This window comes from Ensifer sp. BR816 (assembly GCF_000378985.1).
Lineage (GTDB): Bacteria > Pseudomonadota > Alphaproteobacteria > Rhizobiales > Rhizobiaceae > Sinorhizobium.
Map to the genome: position 1 here is coordinate 5,145,381 of NZ_KB905370.1, position 23,776 is coordinate 5,169,156.

A 23,776-nucleotide genomic window follows, 5' to 3' on the forward strand; every position below is an offset into this window, starting at 1 on the left:
GATTGAAATTGACGCGGTTTCGGTCTTGGATCGTCTTGATCCCGATCGCCGCGACCGGCCGGATTAGTCATGACCTATTTCCTTCAGCAGATCGCCAACGCCGTTCCCGTGGCAGCGCTCTATGCGGCGCTCGCCTTCGGCTACGCGATTGCCTTTGCCGTGACGCGGCGCGCCGATCTGACCTACGGCGCGCTTTTTGCCTTTGCCGGGCAGATGTTCGTGCTCTTCGCGGATTTCGGCTGGAACCGACTGTGGCTGGTCTTGCCGGCAGCCCTCGGTGTCGGTGCCGTGGCGGCGCTGACCTTCGGGCTCGGCGCCGGGTTGGTCGCAGGCCGCTACGTCATGCGGCCGCTAGCCTTTTCCTCGGCAAATGCGGTGGTCGTCGCCTCGCTCGGTAGCCTCATGGTGCTCATGGAAACGGCACGCCTCGCCTCAGACACACGAAGCCTGTGGCTGCCGCCCTTTCTGAACGAGGTCATCGTCTTCTGGCCGGATCCGCAATTTCCCGTGACGCTGACGGTCGTGCAGCTGCTGAACACCGCGCTGATGGCGGCGCTGGTCGCCGCCGGTCATTTCCTGCTCAGCCATTCCTATGCCGGGCGCTATTGGCGCGCCGTCTCGGAGGATCGCGAAGCAGCAGCCCTCTGCGGGGTCGATCCCTCCACCGTCTACATTCTCGCCTATGGCATCGCGTCGCTGATTGCCGCCTTCTGTGGCATCCTTGCCGCTTCCTACTATGGCAATATGGACTTCGGCATGGGTCTGACCTTCGGCGTCAAGGTCCTGTTCATCGCGGCGATCGGCGGCCAGACGGCGCCATTCTACGCTGCCCTCGGCGCCGCCGGCGTAGGGCTTCTGGAAACGCTGTGGAGCGCCTACGGCCCGATCCTCTGGCGGGATTTCGCGATTTTCGGGTTTCTGGTCATTGTGCTTGTCGTCACGCGGCGGGAGAAGGTCATTCCCTGATCAGCTCTCGAGAGTCCAACGGTCGCGTGCCGCATCGTCGGCATCCTTGGCGCTCACCCATTCGCCGGCGCTGCCGTCGGCCCGGTGTTCCTTCTTCCAGAAGGGAGCCGCGGTTTTCAGGAAATCCATGATGAAATTCGCGCCGTCGAAGGCTGCCTGCCGATGCGGCGAGGCGGTGACCACCAACACGATGTTTTTACCGGGTTCGATGCGCCCGAAACGGTGGATGGCTGTCGCGGCCTGCAGGCCGAAGCGCTCAACCGCTTCGTGACAGATGCGGCTGATCTCCGCGTCCGCCATGCCTGGATAGTGTTCGAGCTCGAGTGCGTTGAGGGCTCCCGCCTCGTCGCGGCAGAGGCCCGAAAAGCTGACTATCGCACCGATGTCGGCGCGGCCGCAGGTAAGCGCAGCGACTTCGGCGGCAAGGTCGAAGTCGTCGCGTTGGACGCGCACGGTGATCGGGGCAGTCATCGCCTCAGCCGCCGGTCATCGGCGGAAACAGCGCGATCTCGCGGGCGCCGGCGATCGGGTCGCCATGGTCGACATGTTCCTGGTTGATCGCCGCGCGGATGACGTTCTGGTGTTCGAGCGCCGATTCGTACTCGGCGCCGAGGGTCTTCAGATGCGCCAACAGATCGCCGATCGTGACGACGTCCGCCGGCAGTTCGAGTGTTTCCTCACCCTTGCCGATGCGCTCGCGCACCCAGGAAAAATAGATGAGGTTGACCGTGCTCATTCGTTGACCACATGCTTCAGGCCGGCGCGGAAATAATCGTAGCCGGTATAGAGCGTAATTGCTGCGGCGATCCAGAGAAGGACGATGCCTGCTTCCGTTATATAGGGCACGAGCTTGTCGCCGGCAGGACCGGCCAGCAGGAAGGCGATCGCCACCATCTGGATGGTCGTCTTCCATTTGGCAATCCGCGTCACCGGGACGCTGACCTTGAGCGCCGCAAGATATTCGCGAAGCCCCGAGACGAGGATTTCGCGGCAGAGGATGATGATCGCGGCCCAGATCGACCAGCCGGCGATCGTCCCGTCGGCGGCGACGAGCAGCAGGATGGAGGCGACGAGCAGCTTGTCGGCGATCGGATCGAGCATCCGGCCGATATTGGATGTCTGCTTCCATATGCGCGCGAGATAGCCGTCGAAGAAATCGGTGATCGAGGCGGTGACGAACAGGACGAGTGCAGTCCAGCGCGCGAAATCGGAGCTGTGCAGCCGGCCCTCGATGAAGAAGCAGAGCACGATCAGCGGCACGATGAGGATACGGAAATAGGTCAGCAGATTCGGGACGCTATAGGCAATGGGCGTTGGCATGGACTCGGTTTCTCTGGACACGACAATCCCCCATTTCCCGTGATCTAGGGTCTTCGACGCGATTTCTGGTTCGGTTGGCGTGGGGGAAGCGCCAGCTTTTCCCACACCCTCCGGGTTTCAGGTGTACAGAATGACTTTGCGACCACGAGGTCAACAGGTCATTGCGTTGCGGTTGTCATATTTGCCGGATTTCGTCTGAACGCAGCCTGAATTGCACCGCCCGGCGTGCGCGTCCGTGCTCGATGAAACGCGCGGCGCGTCCGATCATTTGGCGTCCTCGTGAAAATGCTCGTAGACGAGGCGGGCCACCGTCTCCGAGATGCCATTGACCGCCATCAGGTCGCTGATGCCGGCGCGGGAAACCGCCTTGGCGGTGCCGAAATGGGTAAGAAGCGCCCGCTTGCGCGTCGGGCCGATGCCGGCGATCTCGTCGAGCGGGTTCTTGACCATCTCCTTCTTTCGCCGCGCCCGGTGCGAGCCGATGGCGAATCGATGCGCCTCGTCGCGCAGCCGCTGGATGAAATAGAGCACCGGATCGCGCGGCGGCAGCGCGAAGCTCTCGCGACCTTCGGCGAAGAAGCGCTCGCGCCCGGCGTCCCGGTCGACGCCCTTGGCGACGCCGATCGCCGTCACGCAGTCCTCGACGTCGAGTTCCTTGAGAATGGCGCGAACCGCCGTCATCTGGCCCTGGCCGCCATCGATGAGGATGACGTCCGGCCAGGCCGGGAAGGCCGCGTCCTCGCTCGCCTCTGTCGAGCGGTCCGGCTTGCCTTCTTCTTTCAACAGACGCGAGAAGCGCCGGGTCATCACCTCGCGCATCATGCCGAAGTCGTCGCCCGGCGTGATCTCCGTCGATTTGATGTTGAACTTGCGGTACTGGCCTTTGACGAAGCCCTCGGGACCGGCAACCACCATGCCGCCGACCGCATTGGTGCCCATGATGTGCGAGTTGTCGTAGATTTCGATGCGACGCGGCACCGAAGGCAACTTGAAGGTCTCGGCAAAGCCCTCGAGCAGGCGTGACTGGGAGGCCGTCTCCGCAAGCTTGCGGCCATGCGCCTCCCGTGCATTCGCCTGCGCGTGCTCGACGAGGTCCTTCTTCTCGCCGCGCTGCGGTACGAGGATCGAAACCTTGTAGCCGGACTTCTCGCTCAATGCCTGACCGAGCAGGTCTTGCTCCTCGACCGTTTCGCAGAGCAGGATCTGACGCGGGCAGGGCTTGTCGTCATAGAACTGCGCCAGAAACGCGCTGAGCACTTCGGCGGCGGGAAGCGATGGGTCGGCCTTGGGGAAATAGGCGCGGTTGCCCCAGTTCTGGCCGGTGCGGAAGAAGAACACCTGGATGCAGGAAATGCCGCCTTCGTGGTGGATGGCAAAGACGTCCGCCTCCTCGACGCCGGCGGGGTTGATGCCCTGATAGCTCTGGACATGGCTGAGCGCTGCCAGTCGGTCGCGATAGAGCGCCGCCCGCTCGAAGTCGAGGGTTTCCGACGCTTCGGCCATTGCCGCGGCGATCGTCGCCTTCACCGCCTGGCTCTTGCCGGATAGAAAATCCTTCGCCTCGCGCACGAGCTCCGCATAGTCCGGATCGCTGATCTCGCCGGTGCAGGGCGCCGAACAGCGCTTGATCTGGTAGAGCAGACATGGGCGCGTGCGCGTTTCGAAAACGCTGTCCGTGCAGGTTCTCAGAAGAAAGGCCCGCTGCAGCGAATTGATGGTCCGCCCGACGGCTCCGGCGGAGGCGAAGGGGCCGAAATAGTCGCCCTTGCGGCTGCGCGCACCGCGATGCTTGTAGAGGGCGGGCGCCCGGGTATCGCCGGTGACGACAATATAGGGAAACGACTTGTCGTCGCGCAAAAGCACGTTGAAACGCGGACGCAGGCGCTTGATCAGGTTCGCTTCGAGCAGCAGTGCCTCGATTTCGGTGCGCGTTGTGACGAACTCCATATTCGCCGTTTCGCGCACCATGCGTGCGATGCGGTTCGAGTGGCCGCGGCCCTGGGCATAGTTGCTGACCCGCTTCTTGAGGCTGCGCGCCTTGCCGACATAGAGCACGTCGCCGGCCTCGTTGAACATCCGGTAGACGCCCGGCCCGTTCGGCAGCAGCCTGACGAAGGCCTGAATGAGTTCGGCCCCCTTGAGCCCTTGCGTTTCCGGCTTCGTCTCCGTCCACTCCACCGGGGGCGCCGGCCGATCACTTTCAGCCACCTCGACGAGATCGTCTTCGTCCTCGGTTTCGCTGCCGTCATAAAGGATGCCGCCGTCGGTGGGCGTCCGCCCGTTCATTCCACTATCTCCCGAATATCCGGCGTCTCCCAGGCAAGGTGCTGGCCGCCGTCGAGCGCGATCATCTGCCCGGTAACCGACGGCGTGTCGAATAGGAAGCGGACCGCACGTCCGAACTCGTCGAGCGCCGGGCCGCGCCTGAGGATCAGCGCATTCACTTGCGCCTCGAAATCGCGCCGGTCCTGCCGCTCGTTCGGCAGTGTCGGTCCCGGCCCGATGCCATTGACGCGAATGTCGGGGGCAAGCGCCTGCGCCATCGTCCGGGTTGCCGTCCAGAGCGCCGACTTGGAGAGCATATAGGAATAAAAGCGTGGATTTGGAGACCAGACGCGCTGGTCGATCACATTGACGATAAGGCCGGAAACATCGCCCGGGCGCTGGCGTGCGAAGTCGCGGGCAAGCAGGGAAGGGGCCTTGACATGCAGGGCGAAGTGCCGCTCCCAGATTTCCTCGTCGAACTGGTCGAGGCTGTCCTTGTTGAACACCGAGGCGTTGTTGACGAGGAGATCGAGCGGGCCGAGCCGCGAGGTCGCCTGTGCTGTCAATTCCGAGGCCGCCCCCACATCGGTGAGGTCCGCCTGAAGGGCTACCGCCTTGGCGCCGGTCGCGCCGAGCTCTGCCGCCAGCGCCTCGGCCTCTGCCAGCGAGCCGTTCGCGTGGATGGCGACCGCAAAGCCGTGCGCGGCCAGATCCTCAACTATTGCCCTGCCAATGCGCCGTGCGCCGCCTGTAACCAGCGCCGCCTTCAATGTCCTTCTCAACGTTCTTTCCCGTTCCGCGAATCCAGTTTTCGTCAGACAAAGATATAGGCTGGAAAGGCAGGGCTGAAAAACTCCCTCGACGATTCATTTCGGAAAAATTAACGCGGGCAGCGTATTTTGAATTATCTTTTATGCTTATAGTATATCTTTGGTTAATCTTGAATTATGGTTAATAAATCCTCTGTGTCGACAAGGCAACATCAAATTTTGAACGCGTTTGAGCCACTAAAATTTCACATTTTAGCTCTTGAGAATCCGCATTTTCTGTCCAATTTCCGGTCAACCGGACGGGTTAATTGTAGATACCCGGTGTCCCGATAAAGCACGCCAAAGAGATGCTTTCGGGGTGCCGGTCTGATAGGAGAATAGTATGCGTACGCTTACCACCGCGCTCATGGCTTCGGCCATTTCCCTGGTTGCTTTCCAGGCGGCTCATGCCGCTGACGCCATCGACGAGGTTCCGGCCGCTCCGGCCGCGGAATATACCGAGCCGGCCGTCAAAAACTGGTCCGGCGCCTATGTCGGCGGCACGGCCAACTGGCATCACGGCGAAGCCGATGCGACCGGCAGCAACACGTCGGCGGGCTTCGGCGGCGGTCTTTATGGCGGCTACAACGTGCAGGACGGCCAGATGGTCTACGGCGGCGAAGCCGACGTCAATTACGCCGGCAACGATTCGCACTCCAGCGGTCGCAAGGTCGAGCAGGGCTTGAACGGCTCGGTGCGCGGCCGCGTCGGCGTCGATGTGAACCCGGTCCTGGTATACGGAACGGCCGGTCTCGCCCTCGGCAATGCCAAGCTCTCGACCCCGGCGGGTTCCGACGACAAGACCCTGGTCGGCTGGACGGCCGGCGCCGGGGCCGAAACCTTCGTCACCGACAACGTCACCGCCCGCGTCGAATACCGCTACACGGACTACGCCTCCAAGGACTTCCGCGCCGGCGGCTCGACCGTTTCGTCCGGCTATGACGAGCACAGCGTCCGCCTCGGTATGGGCGTCAAGTTCTGATCCTAAGAAGTGGATCGAAAAAGGCCGGGGCGACCCGGCCTTTTTGTATTTTACGCTTTGAACTTGGAATAGTCGGGAAAGTGCTTCTCGAATTTGGCCGGCCAGTTCTTGAGCTTCGGCCGCCCCTTCTGCCATTCGCCGGTAAACCGAAGTTCGATATAGCGCAGCACGGCCGCCAGGGCGAAATGGCCGGCATGGAGCTTGCTGCCGGTCTTCGGCAGATTGGCCTCGAGATAGTCGAGGCCCCGTTCGACCTTTTCCCATTGCCGGTCGATCCACGGCTGATGCACTTTTTCCGGCGGGTGGAAGCGCTTTTCGTAGACGATCGCCAGCAGGCTGTCGCAGATGCCGTCGCAGAGTGCTTCGAAGATCTCGACCTGGGTGCGTTTCCCGGCATTCTTCGGATAGAGCTTGCCCTTTGTCTGGCGGTCGATGAAATGCATGATCGCCCGGCTGTCGTAGATCGACTGGCCGTCCGCCGTGATCAGGGTTGGAATCTTGCCGAGCGGATTGCTGCCGATCAGCTCCGGCGGATTGGCATTGGTGTCCGTCAGGACGCTTTCCGCCGCTATCCCGACATGATGGGCAGCCATTCGAACCTTGTTGGAATAGGGCGAGGCGGGCGAGTAAAATATCTTCATTCGTCTTTCCGTTCTTATGGTGCGGCGGGGAGCAGGACCGTATCGCGTCGGCAGGCGCGACGATCTATTTCAGGGCAGGTCCTGAATTTCAATTCCTTGTCGAAGCAGATTCTGATTTCCTCGATCAGCCGACCCTCGCAGGTCACGGCAATCATGTCTTTCGCCATGCCGGGATTCTTCGCCGTGAAAGCGGTCTCGATCGATCCCACGGAGAGGTCCCGCGAACCCTCCGTGGAGGTAAATTCGGCAGGAAAGGCAAGCCGCTCGCGCGCCGCTCGTGTCACGGCGAAATAATCCGCCTGGCTGAGGCCCGAGCAGGTGCCGTGTTTGCGCCATTGATGCCCAATCAGGCCCATCGACGGAACGATGTCGAGATATAGCCGTCCGAGCGACTCAGGGACCCGGTCGGATTGTCCCGTCTGGCAAAACTGCGGATAGCCGCGCTCATGTTGCGGCCACAGGCCGTGGACGATCAGGCCGCTGCCGCGCTCGCATTGTTCGGATTTGCCCTTCGGGTCATTGCCTCGGCACCATGTCGGGGACCAGGAGAGCGAAAGCACATAGAAGTCGAACCCCTTGCCGACGGGAACGCTCGCCAATGCGGCATCCGCCGGGGCGTCCGCCCCGGAGCCGGGTGTCTTGTCGCCTTCGCCGCTACAGCCGGCGACCGCCAACAGGGCAAGGGCCGCCAGAAGCCGGTTTCTTGCGGCAATCAACGAAGCGAAGAGCAATGGGCGCCGTAGACATACCAGGGATCGAGGCCGCCGATGCAGAACTCGACGTTGGAGCCGACGCCGGCAAAGCCCCAGGGCCTCTCGACCAGGTACCAGAGGGGGCGCCGGACGCCGTCGCTCATCACGGCGGTGCCATAGCAATATTCACGTTCGACCAGATGCGTGTAGTCGCGCGGTTCGAAGCGGTTCTGGCCCATGTCGCGAATCTCGGCGATGGCGAGATTGGCGTGAAGATAGTTTGCGGCCTTGTAGTCGAAGCGCCGGGTGATGAAGCCGAGAACGGACGGGTTGTCGCAAATGCCGGCATCGTAGGCTTGGGGGGCGACGGGCACTGCCGCCATGTCAGCACCTGCGGCGCTGGTGACCGCACCGGCGGCGAGGGAAAGCGAGGTCAGAAGCATCGCGGCAAGCTTGCAAGTCATGGCTACCTCCCTGAATCATCTCTACAGTGCCGCGGGCCCCTTCAGACGCGCAAAGTACTGTAACACTTTGAATCTACGCATCGTGCTTTCCGAAAATCGATTCCGATATTCGGGGCCGACGCGCTAGAGATTGAAGCCACGTGGCCCGGCCCGTCAAGGCCCTCGGTTGAGGGATGTTTCGCCGCGCAGCCAGAAGCAGCGTCCCGATGCGAACCGGTCCTGGCGGAGACGTTCCTTCAGGAAGGGCAGCAGGACATCGAGTTCGTCCTTGAGGGTAAAGGGCGGATTGACGATGACGAGGCCCGATCCGGCAAGCCCGGTGATATCGCGATCGCTGCGGACCGAAAGCTCGGCGCACAGCATTTTGGGAATCTCCAGTGCTCTCAACGCCTCATGAAACTCCTTGACCGGTGCGCCCTTTTTCAGCGGATACCAGAGGCAGTAGATGCCGCCGGCGAAGCGGCGATAGGCCTTGGCGAGCCCGTCGACCAGCCGCTCATATTCGCCTTCCTTCTCGAAAGGCGGGTCGACGAGGACGAGGCCGCGCTTTTCCTTCGGCGGCAGGTGTGCACCGAGCGCCAGCCAGCCGTCGAGCCGTGTGATCCGGCTCTGGAAGTCGCCGTCGAACAGCCGGTGCAGCGTCTCGTGATCTTCGGGATGCAATTCCATCGCCGAGAGCCGGTCCTGCGGCCGAAACAGCATGCGGGCAAGTTTCGGCGAACCGGGGTAGTGCGTGAGCCCGGCATCCGGCCCGCTATGCGGATTGAGTTCGCGCACGGCCGAGAGGTAGGGCTCGAGAATGGCGGCAACCGGGGCGGGGAGCTCGGCGTCGATCAGCCGTCCGATGCCCTCGCGCCATTCGCCGGTCTTCTGCGCCTCCTCGCTCGAAAGGTCGTAGAACCCGATGCCTGCATGGGTATCCAGCACGCGGAAGGCCTTGTCCTTCTGCTTGAGATAGGTGACGAGCCTGGCCAGCACCGCGTGCTTCAGGACATCGGCGAAATTGCCCGCGTGATAGATGTGCCGATAGTTCATAAGGGCCGCCGATGGCTGCGATCAATTGTTTCGATGGATGGCGAATGGGACTTTGAGCCCTCTTTCGGATGCCATATAGAAAAGCCATGAACGTTGCGACCCCCATCAGAGCAGAAAAATCGGCGAGCCACTCGGTCTGCCCGCATGACTGTCCGTCGGCCTGCGCGCTGGAGGTCGACCTAACCGCCGAAGGGCGGATCGGTCGCGTCCGCGGTGCTGCCGCCAACAGCTATACGGCCGGCGTCATCTGCGCCAAGGTGGCACGCTATGCGGAGCGCATCTACCATCCGGGCCGGCTGATGGTGCCGCAGCGCCGCGCCGGCGCCAAGGGCGAGGGGAACTGGCAGGAAATTTCCTGGGAGGCCGCGCTCGACGAGATCGCCGACCAGTTCGTCAGGGCCGAGCAGAGGTACGGTTCGGAAGCGGTCTGGCCCTATTTCTATGCCGGCACCATGGGGCAGGTGCAGCGCGATTCCATAGAGCGGCTGCGCCATGCGAAGCGCTATTCCGGATTCTTCGGCTCGATCTGCACCAACATGGCCTGGACCGGCTTCACCATGGCGACCGGAGCCTTGCGCGGCCCGGATCCGCGCGAAATGGCCAAGTCCGATTGCGTGGTGATCTGGGGCACCAATGCGGTGGCGACCCAGGTCAATGTGATGACCCACGCCGTCAAGGCCCGCAAGGAGCGCGGCGCCAAGATCGTCGTCATCGACGTCTACGACAATCCGACCGTCAGGCAGGCCGATCTGGGAATGATCCTGAAGCCCGGCACCGATGCCGCGCTCGCCTGCGCGGTCATGCATGTCGCGTTCCGCGACGGCTATGCGGACCGCGCCTACATGGCGGAGTTTGCCGACGATCCGGTCGGGCTCGAAGCGCACCTCGAGACACGCGGGCCGGAATGGGCCTCGGCGATCACCGGCCTATCCGTCGAGGAAATCGAGACCTTCGCGAAGCTCGTCGGGACGACGCCGAGAACCTATTTCCGTCTCGGCTACGGCTTCACCCGCCAGCGCAACGGCTCCGTCGCGATCCACGCCGCCGCATCGGTCGCGACCGTGCTCGGCTCGTGGAAGCACGAGGGCGGCGGCGCCTTTCATTCGAACAACGACATCTTCAAGCTCGACAAGCGCGAGCTTGTCGGCACGGCGCTGCACGACCCGAATGTTCGCATGCTCGACCAGTCGCAGATCGGCCGCGTGCTGACCGGCGACGCCGAGGCGCTGCGCCACCGCGGCCCGGTGACGGCGCTGCTGATCCAGAACACCAATCCCGTGAACGTCGCGCCCGAGCAGCGGCTGGTGAAGCGGGGCTTCCTGCGTGACGATCTCTTCGTCGCCGTGCACGAACAGTTCATGACCGACACCGCCCGGCTTGCCGACATCGTCCTGCCGGCGACGATGTTTCTGGAACATGACGATCTCTATCGCGGCGGCGGCCACCAGCACGTTCTCATCGGCCCGAAGATCGTCGAACCGCCGCCGACGGTGCGCACCAACCTCTTCGTCATCGAGGAACTGGCAAAGCGCCTCGGCGTCGCCGACTGTCCCGGCTTTGGCCTCTCGGAGCGCCAGCACATCGACCGATTGCTCGCCAATTACGGCATCGGCTACGAGGAGATGAAAGAGCGGAAATGGCTCGATTGCCAGCCCGCCTTTGATGAGGCCCATTTCCTTGGCGGCTTCGGGCACCCCGACGGCAAGTTCCGCTTCAAGGCCGATTGGACCGGCACGCCGGCGCCCAACCGGCCGCCGAAGTCGATGGGCCCGCAGGGGCCGCAGGGCAGCCTTCCTGCGTTCCCCGACCATGTCGATCTGATCGAAGTTGCAGACGAACGTCATCCGTTCCGGCTGGCGACTTCGCCGGCGCGTTCCTTCCTGAACTCGACCTTTTCCGAGACGCCCTCCTCGATCGAGAAGGAAGGCCGCCCCGAGGTCATGATCCAGGCGGAGGACGCAGCCGAGCTCGGCATCGTCGACGGCGATGTTGTCCGGCTCGGCAACGACCGCGGCGAGATCCGCCTGCATGCCAGGATCGGCGGCGGCACGCGCCGCGGCGTCGTCGTTGCGGAGGGGCTTTGGCCGAATGGAGCCCATCTCGACGGCGAGGGGATCAATGTCCTGACCGGGGCCGATGCGGTCGCGCCCTATGGCGGCGCGGCCTTCCACGACAATCGCGTCTGGATGCGCAGGGCTTGAGCAACTCTCGTCACGCGCCGGACGCGCGTGAACCTCTCATCAAGGATCACCCATGACCAAGCATGACGACCCGCGTATCCGGATCATCGATCGCCGATCTCTCTGGAAGGGCTTCATCAGCCTCGAGGAGGTCACCCTCGAGCAACAGAGGTCCGACGGCAGGACTGCCCGCCTTGTTCGCGAAGTGCACGACCATGGCCGCGCGGCGACGATCCTGCTTTTCGACCCGGAGCGCCGGATCGTCGTGCTCGTCCGCCAGTTCCGCCTTCCCGTCCTGCTGCAAGGGGAACCGGCCTTCTTGATCGAGACGCCGGCAGGCCTTCTCGACGGCGAGGCGCCGGAAGTAGCGATCTGCCGCGAAGCGATGGAGGAGACCGGCTATCGCATCGACAGCGCCATGCATCTCTTCGACGCCTATATGAGCCCCGGTTCGATAACCGAACGGACGAGTTTTTTCCTTGGCCGCATCGATACGTCCAAGAAAGTCGCGGCGGGCGGTGGGCTTGCGCATGAGGGCGAAGACATCGAGGTGCTGGAAATTGCCTTGGACGACGCCGTCGCGATGATCGGCACCGGCGAAATCTGCGATGCCAAGACGATCATGTTGCTGCAGTGGGCGGTGCTGAACCGGGCGGCGCTCGCGGGCTAACCCCTTGATACGTCATACATTACCGATATTTCACTTTTTGTCCGCGCCGTGCTGAGGTAAATCCCTCGTGTCTTCTCCAACGACACGGGCGATCCATGACGTCCCCTTCCTCCCCCCACGAATTTGAAGCGCAGGACGAAACCACCGAGGGCGGGTGGTGGTCGTTCCTGAGGCGCAATCGGCGCTATCTTTCCACCATCGGCACGCTCCTGGTGATCGCGCTCTTCGGAGCGGCGATTTTCCATATCACAGCCGAGGTGGAGTACGAGGATGTAGTCGTGGCGCTGGCGGGCACGAGCTGGACCGCCGTGACGACGGCCATCCTCTGCACGGGCCTGAGTTTTCTCGCGCTCACCTTCTACGATGTCGGGGCGCTCGACTATATCAAGCGCAAGCTCCCCTATCTCGACGTTGCCTTGACGGCGGCCTGTGCCTATGCGGTCGGCAACACGGCGGGCTTCGGCCCTTTGAGCGGCGGTGCGATCCGGTACCGGTCCTATTCCCGCCTCGGCCTGGAGCCGGACGACATTGGCCGGGTCATCGCCTTCGTCACGCTCGCCTTCGGCCTAGGCTTGGGCGCAGTCGCCTGCCTGAGCCTGCTCGCCGTCGCCGAATATGTCGCACCGCTGACGGGTATCGATCCGTTCTGGCTGCGGGCAATCGCCGTGCTCGTGCTTGCCGGAATGCTTGCCATCATGGTGGCGGCGCGGACCGGCCATGAGATGCGCATCGGACGCGTCACCCTGCGTCTGCCGGACACAAGGACCTCGTCGCGCCAGTTCCTGGTGACGGCGCTCGATCTCGCGGCCTCCGCAACCGTGCTTTATGTGCTGCTGCCGTCAGGCACGATCGGCTGGCCGGCATTCCTGGCGATTTATTCCGTCGCGGTCGGCCTCGGCGTGCTGAGCCACGTCCCGGCCGGGTTGGGGGTCTTCGAAACGGTGATCGTCGCAACCCTCGGCCGCGCGGCGGATGTCGATGCGATCCTCGGCGCGCTGGTCCTCTACCGTGTGATCTACCATGTGCTACCGCTGTTGATCGCCATCGTCGTGATGATCGGCATGGAGGTCCGCCAGCTCGCCGGCCACCCGGCGGCGTCCAGCCTGCGCCGCGCCGGCGGCCGGATGACCCCGCTCCTGCTCGCGACGCTCGCCCTCGTGCTCGCCCTGATGCTCGTCCTTTCGAGCGTCACGCCGACGCCGGACGAGAACCTGGCATTCCTCGCAAACCATGTCTCCCTTCCCATCGTCGAAGGCGCACACTTCCTCGCGAGCCTGTTGGGCCTCGCGCTAGTCATCGTCGCGCGCGGATTGGCGCTGCGGCTTGACGGCGCGTGGTGGGCGTCGGTCGTCATCGCGCTTGCCGCTCTTCTGCTCTCGCTTGTCAAGGCGGTGGCACTCGTCGAGGCAGGCATGCTCGCCTTTTTCATCCTCGGCCTCCTCGCCAGCCGCCGGCTTTTCATTCGCCCCGCCTCGCTGTTCGGCCAGGCGCTGACGGCCCCCTGGCTGATGGCGATGGGCGTCATCTGCCTCGGTGCCTATGTCGTTCTGCTCTTCGTCTACCGCAATGTCGAATACAGCCACGAGCTCTGGTGGCAGTTCGAATTTTCGGCCGAGGCGCCGCGCGGGCTGCGGGCGCTCCTGGGCGTGACGATCGGCGCGATCGCCGTGGCGATCTGGAGCCTCATGCGGCCGGCCGCGACGGCGGTGGCACCCGCATCCGGGGAGGAGCTCGAGCGCGCCATCGCCATCCTCGAAACCCAGGACATGTCCGATGCCAATCTGGTGCGGATGGGCGACAAGAGCATCATGTTCTCGGCGGACGGCCGCGCCTTCATCATGTATGGCCGCTGGGCGCGCTCCTGGATCGCACTTTTCGACCCTGTCGGGCCCTTGGATGTCTGGCCGGACTTGATCTGGCAGTTCATCGAGACGGCGCGATCCAACGGCTGCCGTGCCGTCTTCTATCAGGTCTCGCCCAAGGGCCTAGCTTACTACGCCGATGCGGGCTTGAGGGCGTTCCGTCTCGGCGAGCTCGCCGAAGTCGATCTCGCGCGCTTCGAGATGAAAGGCGGCAAATGGGCGAACCTGCGCCAGCAGGTAAGCCGCGGCCAGCGGGATGGGCTGGAATTCTCGCTGGTGGAGCCCGCCGATGTGCCGGCGATCCTGCCGGAACTTGCGAAGATATCCGATGCCTGGCTTGCGCACCACAGCGCCCGCGAGAAGGGTTTTTCGCTCGGCGCCTTCGATCCGGATTATCTTGCGGAACAGCCGGTGGCGATCCTCAAATGCAATGGCCGCATCGTCGCCTTCGCGAACATCCTTGTGACCGGCACCAAGGAAGAGGGATCCGTGGACCTGATGCGCTTCTCGCCGGAGGCGCCCCGCGGTGCGATGGATTTCCTGTTCGCGCAGCTCATGGAATATCTGAAGGCGCATGGCTACCGGCGCTTCAATCTTGGAATGGCGCCGCTTTCCGGCATGTCGTCCCGACGGTTGGCGCCCGTCTGGGACCGCGCCGGCCGAGCCTTCTACGAGCACGGCGAACGCTATTACAATTTCAAGGGCCTGCGCGCCTTCAAGTCCAAATTCCATCCACACTGGCAGCCACGTTATCTCGTCGCGAGCGGCGGGCTCAATCCGATCCTCTCGCTGATGGACGCGACGTTCCTGATCGGCGGCGGCCTCAAGGGAGTGATAGGGAAATGACGCTCAACGGCAAGATCTGGAAGTCCGCGCTTTTTGGCGCACTTCTCGCCGGGGCGGTCAGCCTCGCGGCCGTGGCCGGCGATGCGCCGAAATTCGACACGGGCATGATACCGTCGCCGCATATCCTGTTCCCGAAGGAAGAGGCGACGGGGCTCGTGGTTCTGTTTTCGGATGCCGGCGGTTGGACGACCAGGGAAGACAGCGTCGCCCGATCGCTTTCCGGGAGCAACGCGATCGTCATCGGGATCGACCTCAAGGCCTATCTGGCGGCGCTTGCCAAGGATGACGGCGACTGCGTCTATACGGTCTCCGACATCGAGTCCCTGAGCCAGCAGGTGCAGCGCGCGGCCGGCAGCGGCGCCTATCGCCCGCCGGTCATTGCAGGGGCCGGCGCCGGCGGCGCAATGGCTCTGGCGATCGCTGCGCAATCGCCAGCCGCGACGATCGGCAGGACGCTCGCAATCGATCCCGAAGAAGGGATTGCCCTGACGAAGCAGCTTTGCACGCCGGCCGAGAAGAGCCGGAAGAACGATCGCATGGTGTACGGCTTGACCGACGGAGCCTTGCCCGACCCGGTGGCTGTCACCTTTTCCCCGGCGGCGCCGGCGGACGGTCGAGACCACGTCGCCGCGCTTGTCCAGAAGCATTCGGAAATCGAGACTGACGATACCGACGACGATGCCTACACGGCGCTGTCCGACGCGCTGTCGGATTATCTGGGTCAGGACGACGAATCCGACAATCCGTTCGGGCTGCCGCTGGCGATCCTCGATGCCAAGCCGAGCCGCGATACTATGGCGGTGATCTATTCCGGCGATGGCGGCTGGCGCGATATCGACAAGGAGGTCGGCAATGTCCTGCAACAGGAGGGCGTTCCGGTCGTCGGCGTGGATTCGCTGCGTTATTTCTGGGCGGAACGCCAGCCTCAGGCGACCGCCGACGATCTTCATCGGATCATCGGCTATTACGGCAAGCGGTGGAATGTCCGCAACGTCCTGCTCATTGGCTATTCCTTCGGCGCCGATGTCCTGCCACGCACCTACAACCTGCTGCCGCCCGCCGACCGGGCGCGCGTCCGCCAGGTCACGCTCATGGCGCTCTCGCATCAGGCAGATTTCAAGATTTCCGTTCTCGGGTGGCTCGGCGCGGAAGGGGCGGGGAGCGCGGGCGATCCGATCGACGATATCAAGGCGATCAACCCGTCGCTCGTCCAATGCATTTACGGAACCGAGGAAGAAGACGACGCCTGTCCGGAGCTGAAATCGTCGGGTGCGGATGTCGTTGCCATCGAGGGTGGCCATCATTTCGACGAAGACTATCCGGCGCTCACGCGGCGCGTGCTCGACGGCCTCGACCGGCGGCTCGCTCAGGCGAAGTGAACTGTCGTAGTCGTCAGCGTCAGATGGCGGGAGAAATGAGCGTGCCCGAGGCTTCCCCGACCGCGTGGCTGACCGCGCGTCCCTCTTTCATTTCCACCTTGCCCTCGGCGACCAGTTTCAGCGCCAGCGGATAGGTCCTGTGCTCGACGGTCAGGACGCGCGCGGCAAGCGTCTCAGGCGTGTCGCCGGCAATGATCGGGACGGCGGCCTGCGCGATGATCGGGCCCTCATCCATGCCCTCGGTCACGAAATGCACGGTACAGCCGGCAAGCTTCATGTCCGCATCGAGGGCGCGCTGATGGGTGTGCAGCCCCGGGAAGAGCGGCAGCAGCGACGGATGGATGTTGAGGATACGACCCTCGTGGCGCTTTATGAAGGTCGCGGAAAGAAGGCGCATATAGCCGGCGAGGCAGATGATGTCCGGCTGCAGCCGGTCCAGTTCTGCGAGGATCGCTGTCTCGTGCGCTTCCTTGCTGGCAAAATCCTTGCGGACGAAGGAAAAGGTCGGGATACCGAGGGCTGCTGCCTTGTCGAGGCCGCCGGCCTCTGCCTTGTCGGAGATGACGGCAATGATCTCGGCCGGAAAGTCCGGCGCCGTCGCGGCCTTTGCCAGCGAAAGCATGTTCGAGCCGCCGCCCGAGATGAAGGCGACCACCTTTTTCTTTGCGCCTTCGGTCACGCTCATAGGGCGAGGCTGCCCTTGTAGATCGTGCCGGCGGCCCCCTCTTCGCGTGCCACCATGCGGCCAAGCGTGAAGACAGTCTCGCCTTCGCCGGCGAGAACCGCCGAGACCTTGTCTGCTTCCGCCGACGGAACGACGGCGATCATGCCGACACCGCAATTGAAGGTGCGCAGCATCTCGTTGGCGGCGACGCCGCCGGTCTTGGCGAGCCAGGAGAAGACGGCCGGCGGCTTGATCGCGTCGAGGTCTATCTCGGCGGCGAGATGTTTTGGCAGCACGCGCGGAATGTTTTCCGGGAAGCCGCCGCCGGTGATATGCGCCAGTGCCTTGATCGCCCCGGTCTCGCGGATCGCCTTCAGAAGCGGCTTCACATAGATGCGGGTCGGCGTCATCAAGAGGTCGGCAAGCGTGCCCTCGCCGAAGGGCGCCGGCGTATCCCAGGAAAGGCCAGAGAGCGAGACGATCTTGCGTACCAGCGAATAGCCGTTCGAATGCACGCCGGAGGAGGCGAGGCCGAGAATGACGTCGCCTTCGGCAATGTCGCCCGCCGGGATCAATTGTCCGCGCTCGGCCGCGCCGACGGCAAAACCGGCGAGATCGTAATCGCCGCCGGAATACATGCCGGGCATTTCGGCCGTTTCCCCGCCGATGAGCGCGCAGCCCGCCTCGCGGCAGCCGGCGGCAATGCCGGCGACGATCGCCGCACCCTGGTCGGGATCGAGCTTGCCGGTGGCGAAATAGTCGAGGAAGAACAGGGGCTCGGCGCCCTGGACGACGAGATCGTTGACGCACATGGCGACGAGGTCGATTCCGACCGTGTCGTGCTTGTCGGCGTCGATGGCTATCTTCAGCTTGGTGCCGACGCCGTCATTCGCGGCGACCAGGACTGGATCGGTAAAGCCGGCCGCCCTGAGATCGAAGAGGCCGCCGAAGCCGCCAATCTCGCCGTCGGCGCCGGGGCGCCGGGTCGAGCGCACATGCGGCTTGATCTTCTCAACCAGCAGGTTGCCGGCATCGATATCCACACCAGCGTCGCTATAGGTGAGGCCGTTCTTTCCCGACTGGCTCATGCTCGTTCTCCAAAGCTCGTCGCGTTTTGCGGATGCGATTGGCACGGCAAGGAAAGGAGTGCAAGCACAGAGGCCGGGCATTGCGGCCTTTTTTCACCTTTTTGCCTTCCTGTCCTCGCGCTTAGGCGTCAAGGGTGCGGATTGAAGGGCATCGGGCTTGACCTGCATGCGCGCAGCGCCCTATCTCGTCGGACGAAGAGGCGCGGCGCGATATGCCGGACGCGTAGCGGGGAACGCAATGAACAATCGGGTCAGCGGCTTGGGACTTCAGCGCCAGATCTTCTTCTGGCTGCTGGTGCTTGCCGCCTTCATTGCCTTCCTGATGGTCTTCAGTTCCATCCTCCTGCCGTTTCTCGCCGGCATGGCGCTGGCCTATTTCCTCGATCCGGTCGCCGACCGGCTGCAACGCCTTGGCCTCAGCCGCCTGATGGCGACGATCGCCATTCTCGTCGCCTTCGTCCTTCTCTTTGCGCTGTCACTGATCATCGTCATCCCGCTGATCTTCACCCAAGCTGCCGATTTCATCCAGAAGATGCCTGGCTATGTTGCGAGGCTCCAGGCCTTCGTGGCGGATACTACCCAGTCGACTCTCGTGCCGGACTGGCTCGAGGCTCAAATGGCGACGATCAAGGAGAATTCCGCCAAGCTTCTCGAGCAGGGGGCAGTCTTTCTCGGCACCCTGTTCCAGCAGCTCTGGAATTCCGGCATGGCGCTCCTGGATATCCTGTCGCTCTTCATCATCACGCCGGTCGTCGCCTTCTATCTGTTGCTGGACTGGGATCGCATGGTTCAGAAGGTCGATGGCTGGGTGCCGCGCGACCATGTCGACGTGGTGCGCCAGATCGCCCGCGACATGAACGCGACGATCGCCGGCTTCGTTCGCGGCCAGGGCTCGCTATGCCTCATTCTCGGCGTTTACTACGCCACCGGCCTGTCGCTCGTCGGGCTCAATTTCGGCCTGCTGATCGGCTTCTTCGCCGGCATGATCAGCTTCATCCCCTATGTCGGTTCGCTCGTCGGCCTGGTTCTCGCCGTCGGCGTGGCGGTCGTCCAGTTCTGGCCCGACTATATCTGGATCCTGCTCGTCCTTGCCGTCTTCTTCACCGGTCAGTTTCTCGAGGGCAACATCCTGCAGCCGAAGCTGGTCGGCAAGAGCGTCGGCCTGCACCCCGTCTGGCTGATGTTCGCTCTGCTCGCCTTCGGCGCACTGTTCGGTTTCGTCGGCCTGCTCGTCGCGGTGCCTGCCGCGGCGGCGATCGGCGTCCTTGTCCGTTTCGGCATCCAGCGATACCTTGATAGCGACCTCTATCACGGGCATAGGACGGCCGCGAACCAGCAGTCGGATGGCCAGGATCCGCGCGGACACGTGCCATCCTCCAGAGCAAAGCATGACAAGACGTCCTAACGAACAATTGCCGCTCGTCTTCGGCCATGACCCGGCAACCGGCCGGGAGGATCTGCTCGTTTCCGATCGCCTCAGCGCGGCCATTGCGATCGTCGATCATTGGCCGCAGTGGCCGTCGCCGGTCGTCATCATCGCCGGCCCGGTCGGTTCCGGGAAGTCGCACCTCGCCAGCATCTGGCGGGAGAGGTCGGGCGCCGAGGCGATCCACCCCGTTGTGGGCTCGAATGCCGCCGATGTCGCCGCCTCGAAACCGGTACTCTTCGAGGATGTCGACCGGCAAGGCTTCGACGACACGGCGCTGTTTCATGTCATCAACAGCGTTCGCCAGAACGGTACGGCCCTGCTGATGACGTCGCGGTTGTGGCCGATGTCGTGGCCGGTGACGCTCCCGGATCTCAGATCGCGTCTGAAGGCGGCCACCGTCGTCGAGATCGGAGAGCCGGATGACGAACTCCTGACGCAGGTGCTCTTCAAGCTTTTCGCCGATCGCCAATTGCTCGTCGATGAGCGTTTCGTGGCCTATATAGTCAATCGGATGGAGCGCTCTTTGGAGGCCGCTCAGACGATTGTCGAGAGGCTGGACCATCTGGCGCTTGCCCGCGGCACGCGGCTGACGCGGGCCCTGGCGGCAGAAGTGCTGGAAGATCTTCCAATTGCCCGTGCCTCCGATTGACTGTCACAGAACAGTCGTCAAAGTGAGATAGCTCGTTCATCCGGAGCAATGGGGTTTGATGAGAATGGATAACGCGACGTCTGCAATCAGCGAACACAAGGCGCCCGCGGAGCAACTTGATCTTCTCACGAGCCCGGAACGTTTCATCAACCGCGAATTCTCGTGGCTTCAGTTCAACCGCCGGGTACTTGAGGAAACGCTGAACACGGCGCATCCGCTTCTGGAGCGCGTTCGCTTCCTGTCGATATCGGCCGCCAATCTCGACGAATTCTTCATGGTCCGCGTCGCCGGTCTCGAAGGGCAGGTGCGATCGGGCCTTTCATTGCGCAGTCCCGACGGCAAGACGCCGGCCGAACAGCTCGACGACATCCTGAAGGAGATCGACAATCTGCAGATGGAGCAGCAGGCCTCGCTCGCCGTCCTGCAGCAATATCTCGCCAAGGAGGATATCCTCATCGTCCGGCCGGCTTCCCTGTCTGCTCAGGACAGAAGCTGGCTTGCCAACGAATTCGACCAGTCGATCTTCCCGGTCCTGACGCCGCTCTCGATCGATCCGGCGCATCCGTTCCCGTTCATCCCCAATCTCGGCTTCTCGATGGGCCTGCAGCTCGTCAGCAAGACCGGCCGCGAACCGATGACGGCGCTGTTGCGCCTGCCGGTGGCGCTCGACCGGTTCGTCCGCCTGCCGGACGTCAAGAACGTCATCCGCTACATCACCCTCGAAGACGTCGTCGGTCAGTTCATCGACCGCCTGTTCCCGGGCTATGAGGTCCAGGGCTCGGGTACGTTCCGCATCATCCGCGACAGCGATATCGAAGTCGAGGAAGAGGCGGAAGATCTGGTGCGCCTGTTCGAGACGGCGTTGAAGCGCCGCCGCCGCGGGTCGGTGATCCGCATCGAAACCGATTCCGAAATGCCGGCGTCGCTCCGCCAGTTCGTCGTGCACGAACTCGGCGTGCCCGATAATCGCGTCGCCGTGCTGCCCGGACTGTTGGCGCTCAATACGCTTTCCGAAATCACCAAGGCGCCGCGCGAGGACCTGCGATTCGAGCCCTACAATCCGCGCTTCCCGGAACGGGTCCGCGAGCATGGCGGTGACTGCCTCGCCGCAATCCGCGAGAAGGACATGGTCGTCCACCATCCTTACGAGTCCTTCGACGTCGTGGTGCAGTTCCTGCTGCAGGCGGCGCGCGATCCCGACGTGCTGGCGATCAAGCAGACCCTCTACCGCACCTCCAACGACAGCCCGATCGTGCGCGCCCTTGTCGACGCCGCCGAGGCTGGCAAGTCCGTGACCGCGCTCGTCGAACTGAAGGCGCGGTTCGACGAGGAGGCGAACATCCGCTGGGCGCGCGACCTCGAGCGCGCCGGCGTCCAGGTCGTATTCGGTTTCCTCGAACTGAAGACGCACGCGAAAATGTCGATGGTCGTGCGCCGCGAGGAAGGCAAGCTCCGCACCTATTGCCATCTCGGCACCGGCAACTATCACCCGGTCACGGCGAAGATCTATACGGACCTGTCCTTCTTCACATGCAATCCGGTGATCGCCCATGACATGGCGAACATCTTCAACTTCATCACCGGCTATGGCGAGCCGGAAGCGGGGATGAAGCTGGCGGTCTCGCCGCATACGATGCGTCCGCGTATCCTCAAGCATATCGATGAGGAGATTGCGCATGCCGAAGCGGGTCGGCCGGCGTCGATCTGGATGAAGATGAACTCGCTTGTCGATCCGGAGATCATCGACGCGCTTTACAAGGCAAGCGGCGCGGGCGTCGAGATCGATCTCGTCATTCGCGGCATCTGCTGCCTGCGCCCGCAGGTGCCGGGCCTTTCCGACAACATCCGTGTCAAGTCCATCGTCGGCCGCTTCCTCGAGCATTCCCGGATATTCTGCTTCGGCAACGGTCACGGCCTGCCTTCGGAAAATGCGCTTGTCTATATCGGTTCGGCGGATATGATGCCGCGCAATCTGGACCGGCGGGTCGAGACGCTCGTGCCTCTCATCAACCGGACTGTGCACGAACAGGTTCTTTCGCAGATCATGCTGGGCAATCTCATCGACAACCAGCAGAGCTACGAGATTCTTCCAGACGGCACCTCGCGCCGACTGGAAGTCGGCAAGGACGCCGAGCCGTTCAATGCGCAGCATTATTTCATGACCAATCCCAGCCTCTCGGGCCGGGGTGAGGCTCTGAAGTCCAGTGCACCGAAGCTGATTGCCGGCTGGAAAAGCGGTTGGCGCAAGTAAACTGGAATCGCATGGTCGAATCTGAAGCGCAGGGGCGTCTGCCCGGCATCCGGCCGGTGTCCGTCGTGGACATCGGCTCGAACTCCATTCGCCTCGTCGTTTACGAGGGACTCAGTCGCGCCCCGGCGATGCTCTTCAATGAAAAGGTGATGTGCGGTCTCGGCAAGGGCATCGACGCGACCGGCCGGATGGAGGAGGAAAGCGTCGAGCGCGCGCTGAGGGCGCTGCACCGCTTTCGTGCGCTGTCGGACCAGGCGCGCGCCACGCAGATGTATGTGCTGGCGACCGCTGCCGCGCGCGAGGCGTCGAACGGCGCAGCCTTCATCGAGAAGGCGGAGGCCATCCTTGACCAGAGGGTCCGGATACTGACCGGCGAAGAGGAGGCCTACTATTCGGCCATGGGTATCGTCAGCGGCTACCACGAGCCGGATGGTGTCGTTGGCGACCTTGGCGGCGGTTCGCTCGAACTGGTCGACGTCCAGGGCCGGCGCATCGGCAAAGGCATAACCCTGCCGCTCGGCGGCATCCGCCTCTTCGAGCACAGCAACGGCTCGCTGAGCCGGGCGCGCGCCTGGGTGCGGAAGTTCATGAAGGGCGCGGATGTCCTGAGGAGGGGCACAGGGCGCACCTTCTACGCCGTCGGCGGAACCTGGCGCTCGATCGCCAAGCTGCAGATGGAAATGCGCGACTACCCGCTGCACATGATGCAGGGCTACGACATCTCCTACGACGAGGCAATGGCGATCCTGGCCGAAGTGATCGAGCCGAAGGCCCTGAAGCCCTCCTCCCTTGCGACGATTTCCAAGAGCCGCCGCAGCCTCTTGCCGTTCGGCGCTGTGACGATGCAGGAGGCGATCTCGATCATGCAGCCGGAGCGCATCTCGTTTTCGGCGCTCGGTGTTCGCGAAGGCTATCTATATTCGCTGCTTTCGGACAATGAACGCGCGCAGGACCCATTGCTCACGGCGGCCGACGAGATCGCCATCCTACGTGCCCGTTCACCGGAACATGCGCGCGAGCTTGCCGAGTGGACCGGCCGGATGGTGCCGCACTTCGGCATCAAGGAAACCGAGGAGGAGAGCCGCTACCGGCAGGCCGCCTGCCTGTTGGCGGATATCAGTTGGCGCGCACATCCGGATTACCGCGGCCTGCAGGCGCTGAACATCATCGCCCACTCCGCCTTCACCGGCATCACCCATGCCGGGCGGGCGTATATAGCGCTTTCCAACTACTACCGGTTCGAGGGGCTCAACGACGACGGCGCCACCAGCCCTCTCGCCGGCATCACCACGCCGCGCCTCCTCGAACTGGCAAAGCTGCTCGGCGGGCTGCTCCGGGTTGCCTACCTCTTCTCCGCCTCCATGCCGGGTGTCGCGCGCCATCTCACCCTGCGACCGTCGTCGCGGCCGGATGTCGACCTCGAATTCGTCGTGCCCGCTGCCTATCTTGATTTCGAGGGCGAACGCCTCGATGGTCGTCTGCAGCAACTGAGCCGGCTGACGGGCAAGAAACTCGGCTTCCACTTCGAGCGCTGAGCGCCGCAGATGCGTTTTTGCAGACCGTGGACGACGGTCGCGCGAGGTT

The 23,776-nt window shown here is 63.4% G+C and carries 21 protein-coding genes; 10 read left to right on the forward strand and 11 right to left on the reverse strand.

Features of this window, described 5'->3' with window-relative positions; genetic code table 11:
• Positions 1 to 69 precede the first annotated feature (69 nt).
• Positions 70 to 966: a branched-chain amino acid ABC transporter permease gene (locus RHIBR816_RS0124690; protein ID WP_018239284.1), complete on the forward strand. Its 897-nt coding sequence runs from the start codon at positions 70 to 72 to the stop codon at positions 964 to 966.
• Here RHIBR816_RS0124690 and RHIBR816_RS0124695 read toward each other — a convergent pair whose 3' ends face one another.
• From RHIBR816_RS0124695 to RHIBR816_RS0124715, 5 genes are all read right to left on the reverse strand, one after another.
• A complete protein-coding gene (locus tag RHIBR816_RS0124695) occupies positions 967 to 1,437 on the reverse strand; it encodes a molybdenum cofactor biosynthesis protein MoaE (protein ID WP_018239285.1) in 471 nt (156 codons plus the stop codon).
• A 4-nt stretch (positions 1,438 to 1,441) separates the two neighbouring features.
• Positions 1,442 to 1,702 (reverse strand): molybdopterin converting factor subunit 1, encoded by a 261-nt coding sequence (moaD, locus tag RHIBR816_RS0124700; protein WP_018239286.1) that lies wholly within the window; start codon positions 1,700 to 1,702, stop codon positions 1,442 to 1,444.
• Positions 1,699 to 2,286: a CDP-diacylglycerol--glycerol-3-phosphate 3-phosphatidyltransferase gene (gene pgsA / locus RHIBR816_RS0124705; RefSeq protein WP_018239287.1), complete on the reverse strand. Its 588-nt coding sequence runs from the start codon at positions 2,284 to 2,286 to the stop codon at positions 1,699 to 1,701. The genes moaD and pgsA overlap by 4 nt, the downstream gene beginning before the upstream one ends.
• 264 nt (positions 2,287 to 2,550) lie before the next feature.
• A complete protein-coding gene (gene uvrC, locus RHIBR816_RS0124710; protein WP_018239288.1) occupies positions 2,551 to 4,572 on the reverse strand; it encodes an excinuclease ABC subunit UvrC in 2,022 nt (673 codons plus the stop codon).
• Positions 4,569 to 5,333, reverse strand: coding sequence for an SDR family oxidoreductase (locus tag RHIBR816_RS0124715; protein WP_026187394.1), 765 nt, complete (start codon positions 5,331 to 5,333; stop codon positions 4,569 to 4,571). Before RHIBR816_RS0124715 ends, uvrC begins: the two co-directional genes overlap by 4 nt.
• A 370-nt stretch (positions 5,334 to 5,703) precedes the next feature.
• On the opposite strand from RHIBR816_RS0124715, the gene RHIBR816_RS0124720 reads away from it, so the two are divergent.
• Positions 5,704 to 6,342: an outer membrane protein gene (locus RHIBR816_RS0124720; RefSeq protein ID WP_018239290.1), complete on the forward strand. Its 639-nt coding sequence runs from the start codon at positions 5,704 to 5,706 to the stop codon at positions 6,340 to 6,342.
• Positions 6,343 to 6,392: 50 nt separating this feature from the next.
• On the opposite strand, the gene RHIBR816_RS0124725 is transcribed toward RHIBR816_RS0124720, so the two are convergent.
• The 4 genes from RHIBR816_RS0124725 to RHIBR816_RS0124740 all read right to left on the reverse strand — a co-directional run bounded on the left by RHIBR816_RS0124725 (position 6,393) and on the right by RHIBR816_RS0124740 (position 9,174).
• Positions 6,393 to 6,983: a glutathione S-transferase gene (locus tag RHIBR816_RS0124725; protein ID WP_018239291.1), complete on the reverse strand. Its 591-nt coding sequence runs from the start codon at positions 6,981 to 6,983 to the stop codon at positions 6,393 to 6,395.
• Positions 6,984 to 6,997: 14 nt separating this feature from the next.
• Positions 6,998 to 7,714 carry a ribonuclease T(2) gene (locus RHIBR816_RS0124730; RefSeq protein WP_018239292.1) on the reverse strand — a complete coding sequence of 239 codons (717 nt, stop codon included), beginning with the start codon at positions 7,712 to 7,714 and terminating at the stop codon, positions 6,998 to 7,000.
• Positions 7,696 to 8,139, reverse strand: a complete 444-nt coding sequence (locus RHIBR816_RS0124735; protein WP_018239293.1) for a hypothetical protein — start codon at positions 8,137 to 8,139, stop codon at positions 7,696 to 7,698. Before RHIBR816_RS0124735 ends, RHIBR816_RS0124730 begins: the two co-directional genes overlap by 19 nt.
• Positions 8,140 to 8,292: 153 nt before the next feature.
• Entirely contained in the window at positions 8,293 to 9,174 is an 882-nt protein-coding gene (locus RHIBR816_RS0124740; protein WP_018239294.1) for a 23S rRNA (adenine(2030)-N(6))-methyltransferase RlmJ, read from the reverse strand.
• 68 nt (positions 9,175 to 9,242) lie between these two features.
• On the opposite strand from RHIBR816_RS0124740, the gene RHIBR816_RS0124745 reads away from it, so the two are divergent.
• The 4 genes from RHIBR816_RS0124745 (at position 9,243) to RHIBR816_RS0124760 (ending at position 16,111) form a co-directional block, all read left to right on the forward strand.
• On the forward strand, positions 9,243 to 11,375 hold the full coding sequence (locus tag RHIBR816_RS0124745) for a molybdopterin-dependent oxidoreductase (protein WP_026187395.1): 2,133 nt from the start codon (positions 9,243 to 9,245) through the stop codon (positions 11,373 to 11,375).
• A gap of 52 nt (positions 11,376 to 11,427) precedes the next feature.
• Complete coding sequence (locus RHIBR816_RS0124750; RefSeq protein ID WP_018239296.1) at positions 11,428 to 12,024, forward strand: NUDIX domain-containing protein; 597 nt, start codon at positions 11,428 to 11,430, stop codon at positions 12,022 to 12,024.
• 95 nt (positions 12,025 to 12,119) lie between these two features.
• Positions 12,120 to 14,732 carry a bifunctional lysylphosphatidylglycerol flippase/synthetase MprF gene (gene mprF, locus RHIBR816_RS0124755; protein WP_018239297.1) on the forward strand — a complete coding sequence of 871 codons (2,613 nt, stop codon included), beginning with the start codon at positions 12,120 to 12,122 and terminating at the stop codon, positions 14,730 to 14,732.
• A complete protein-coding gene (locus tag RHIBR816_RS0124760) occupies positions 14,729 to 16,111 on the forward strand; it encodes a virulence factor (protein ID WP_018239298.1) in 1,383 nt (460 codons plus the stop codon). Before mprF ends, RHIBR816_RS0124760 begins: the two co-directional genes overlap by 4 nt.
• A gap of 19 nt (positions 16,112 to 16,130) precedes the next feature.
• On the opposite strand, the gene purN is transcribed toward RHIBR816_RS0124760, so the two are convergent.
• Together purN and purM are read right to left on the reverse strand one after the other, a co-directional pair.
• Complete coding sequence (gene purN, locus RHIBR816_RS0124765) at positions 16,131 to 16,796, reverse strand: phosphoribosylglycinamide formyltransferase (protein ID WP_018239299.1); 666 nt, start codon at positions 16,794 to 16,796, stop codon at positions 16,131 to 16,133.
• Positions 16,793 to 17,863 carry a phosphoribosylformylglycinamidine cyclo-ligase gene (purM, locus tag RHIBR816_RS0124770; protein WP_018239300.1) on the reverse strand — a complete coding sequence of 357 codons (1,071 nt, stop codon included), beginning with the start codon at positions 17,861 to 17,863 and terminating at the stop codon, positions 16,793 to 16,795. Before purM ends, purN begins: the two co-directional genes overlap by 4 nt.
• A gap of 238 nt (positions 17,864 to 18,101) precedes the next feature.
• On the opposite strand from purM, the gene RHIBR816_RS0124780 reads away from it, so the two are divergent.
• The 4 genes from RHIBR816_RS0124780 (at position 18,102) to ppx (ending at position 23,727) form a co-directional block, all read left to right on the forward strand.
• The gene (locus RHIBR816_RS0124780; RefSeq protein ID WP_018239301.1) at positions 18,102 to 19,268 is read left to right on the forward strand and encodes an AI-2E family transporter; all 1,167 of its coding nucleotides are present in this window, start codon (positions 18,102 to 18,104) and stop codon (positions 19,266 to 19,268) included.
• Positions 19,252 to 19,941: a DnaA regulatory inactivator HdaA gene (gene hdaA, locus RHIBR816_RS0124785; protein ID WP_026187396.1), complete on the forward strand. Its 690-nt coding sequence runs from the start codon at positions 19,252 to 19,254 to the stop codon at positions 19,939 to 19,941. Before RHIBR816_RS0124780 ends, hdaA begins: the two co-directional genes overlap by 17 nt.
• Before the next feature lie 64 nt (positions 19,942 to 20,005).
• Positions 20,006 to 22,192, forward strand: a complete 2,187-nt coding sequence (locus RHIBR816_RS0124790) for an RNA degradosome polyphosphate kinase (protein ID WP_018239303.1) — start codon at positions 20,006 to 20,008, stop codon at positions 22,190 to 22,192.
• An 11-nt stretch (positions 22,193 to 22,203) separates the two neighbouring features.
• The gene (ppx, locus tag RHIBR816_RS0124795; RefSeq protein WP_018239304.1) at positions 22,204 to 23,727 is read left to right on the forward strand and encodes an exopolyphosphatase; all 1,524 of its coding nucleotides are present in this window, start codon (positions 22,204 to 22,206) and stop codon (positions 23,725 to 23,727) included.
• The last annotated feature ends 49 nt before the right edge of the window (positions 23,728 to 23,776 follow it).

Excerpts from the sequence above, each read along its gene's own strand:
- RHIBR816_RS0124690 (WP_018239284.1), top strand. The coding sequence starts at position 70 with ATGACCTATTTCCTTCAGCAGATCGCCAACGCCGTTCCCGTGGCAGCG.
- RHIBR816_RS0124695 (WP_018239285.1), bottom strand. The coding sequence starts at position 1,437 with ATGACTGCCCCGATCACCGTGCGCGTCCAACGCGACGACTTCGACCTT.
- moaD (WP_018239286.1), bottom strand. The coding sequence starts at position 1,702 with ATGAGCACGGTCAACCTCATCTATTTTTCCTGGGTGCGCGAGCGCATC.
- pgsA (WP_018239287.1), bottom strand. The coding sequence starts at position 2,286 with ATGCCAACGCCCATTGCCTATAGCGTCCCGAATCTGCTGACCTATTTC.
- uvrC (WP_018239288.1), bottom strand. The coding sequence starts at position 4,572 with ATGAACGGGCGGACGCCCACCGACGGCGGCATCCTTTATGACGGCAGC.
- RHIBR816_RS0124720 (WP_018239290.1), top strand. The coding sequence starts at position 5,704 with ATGCGTACGCTTACCACCGCGCTCATGGCTTCGGCCATTTCCCTGGTT.
- RHIBR816_RS0124725 (WP_018239291.1), bottom strand. The coding sequence starts at position 6,983 with ATGAAGATATTTTACTCGCCCGCCTCGCCCTATTCCAACAAGGTTCGA.
- RHIBR816_RS0124735 (WP_018239293.1), bottom strand. The coding sequence starts at position 8,139 with ATGACTTGCAAGCTTGCCGCGATGCTTCTGACCTCGCTTTCCCTCGCC.
- RHIBR816_RS0124740 (WP_018239294.1), bottom strand. The coding sequence starts at position 9,174 with ATGAACTATCGGCACATCTATCACGCGGGCAATTTCGCCGATGTCCTG.
- RHIBR816_RS0124745 (WP_026187395.1), top strand. The coding sequence starts at position 9,243 with ATGCCATATAGAAAAGCCATGAACGTTGCGACCCCCATCAGAGCAGAA.
- RHIBR816_RS0124750 (WP_018239296.1), top strand. The coding sequence starts at position 11,428 with ATGACCAAGCATGACGACCCGCGTATCCGGATCATCGATCGCCGATCT.
- mprF (WP_018239297.1), top strand. The coding sequence starts at position 12,120 with ATGACGTCCCCTTCCTCCCCCCACGAATTTGAAGCGCAGGACGAAACC.
- RHIBR816_RS0124760 (WP_018239298.1), top strand. The coding sequence starts at position 14,729 with ATGACGCTCAACGGCAAGATCTGGAAGTCCGCGCTTTTTGGCGCACTT.
- purN (WP_018239299.1), bottom strand. The coding sequence starts at position 16,796 with ATGAGCGTGACCGAAGGCGCAAAGAAAAAGGTGGTCGCCTTCATCTCG.
- purM (WP_018239300.1), bottom strand. The coding sequence starts at position 17,863 with ATGAGCCAGTCGGGAAAGAACGGCCTCACCTATAGCGACGCTGGTGTG.
- RHIBR816_RS0124780 (WP_018239301.1), top strand. The coding sequence starts at position 18,102 with ATGAACAATCGGGTCAGCGGCTTGGGACTTCAGCGCCAGATCTTCTTC.
- hdaA (WP_026187396.1), top strand. The coding sequence starts at position 19,252 with ATGACAAGACGTCCTAACGAACAATTGCCGCTCGTCTTCGGCCATGAC.
- RHIBR816_RS0124790 (WP_018239303.1), top strand. The coding sequence starts at position 20,006 with ATGGATAACGCGACGTCTGCAATCAGCGAACACAAGGCGCCCGCGGAG.
- ppx (WP_018239304.1), top strand. The coding sequence starts at position 22,204 with ATGGTCGAATCTGAAGCGCAGGGGCGTCTGCCCGGCATCCGGCCGGTG.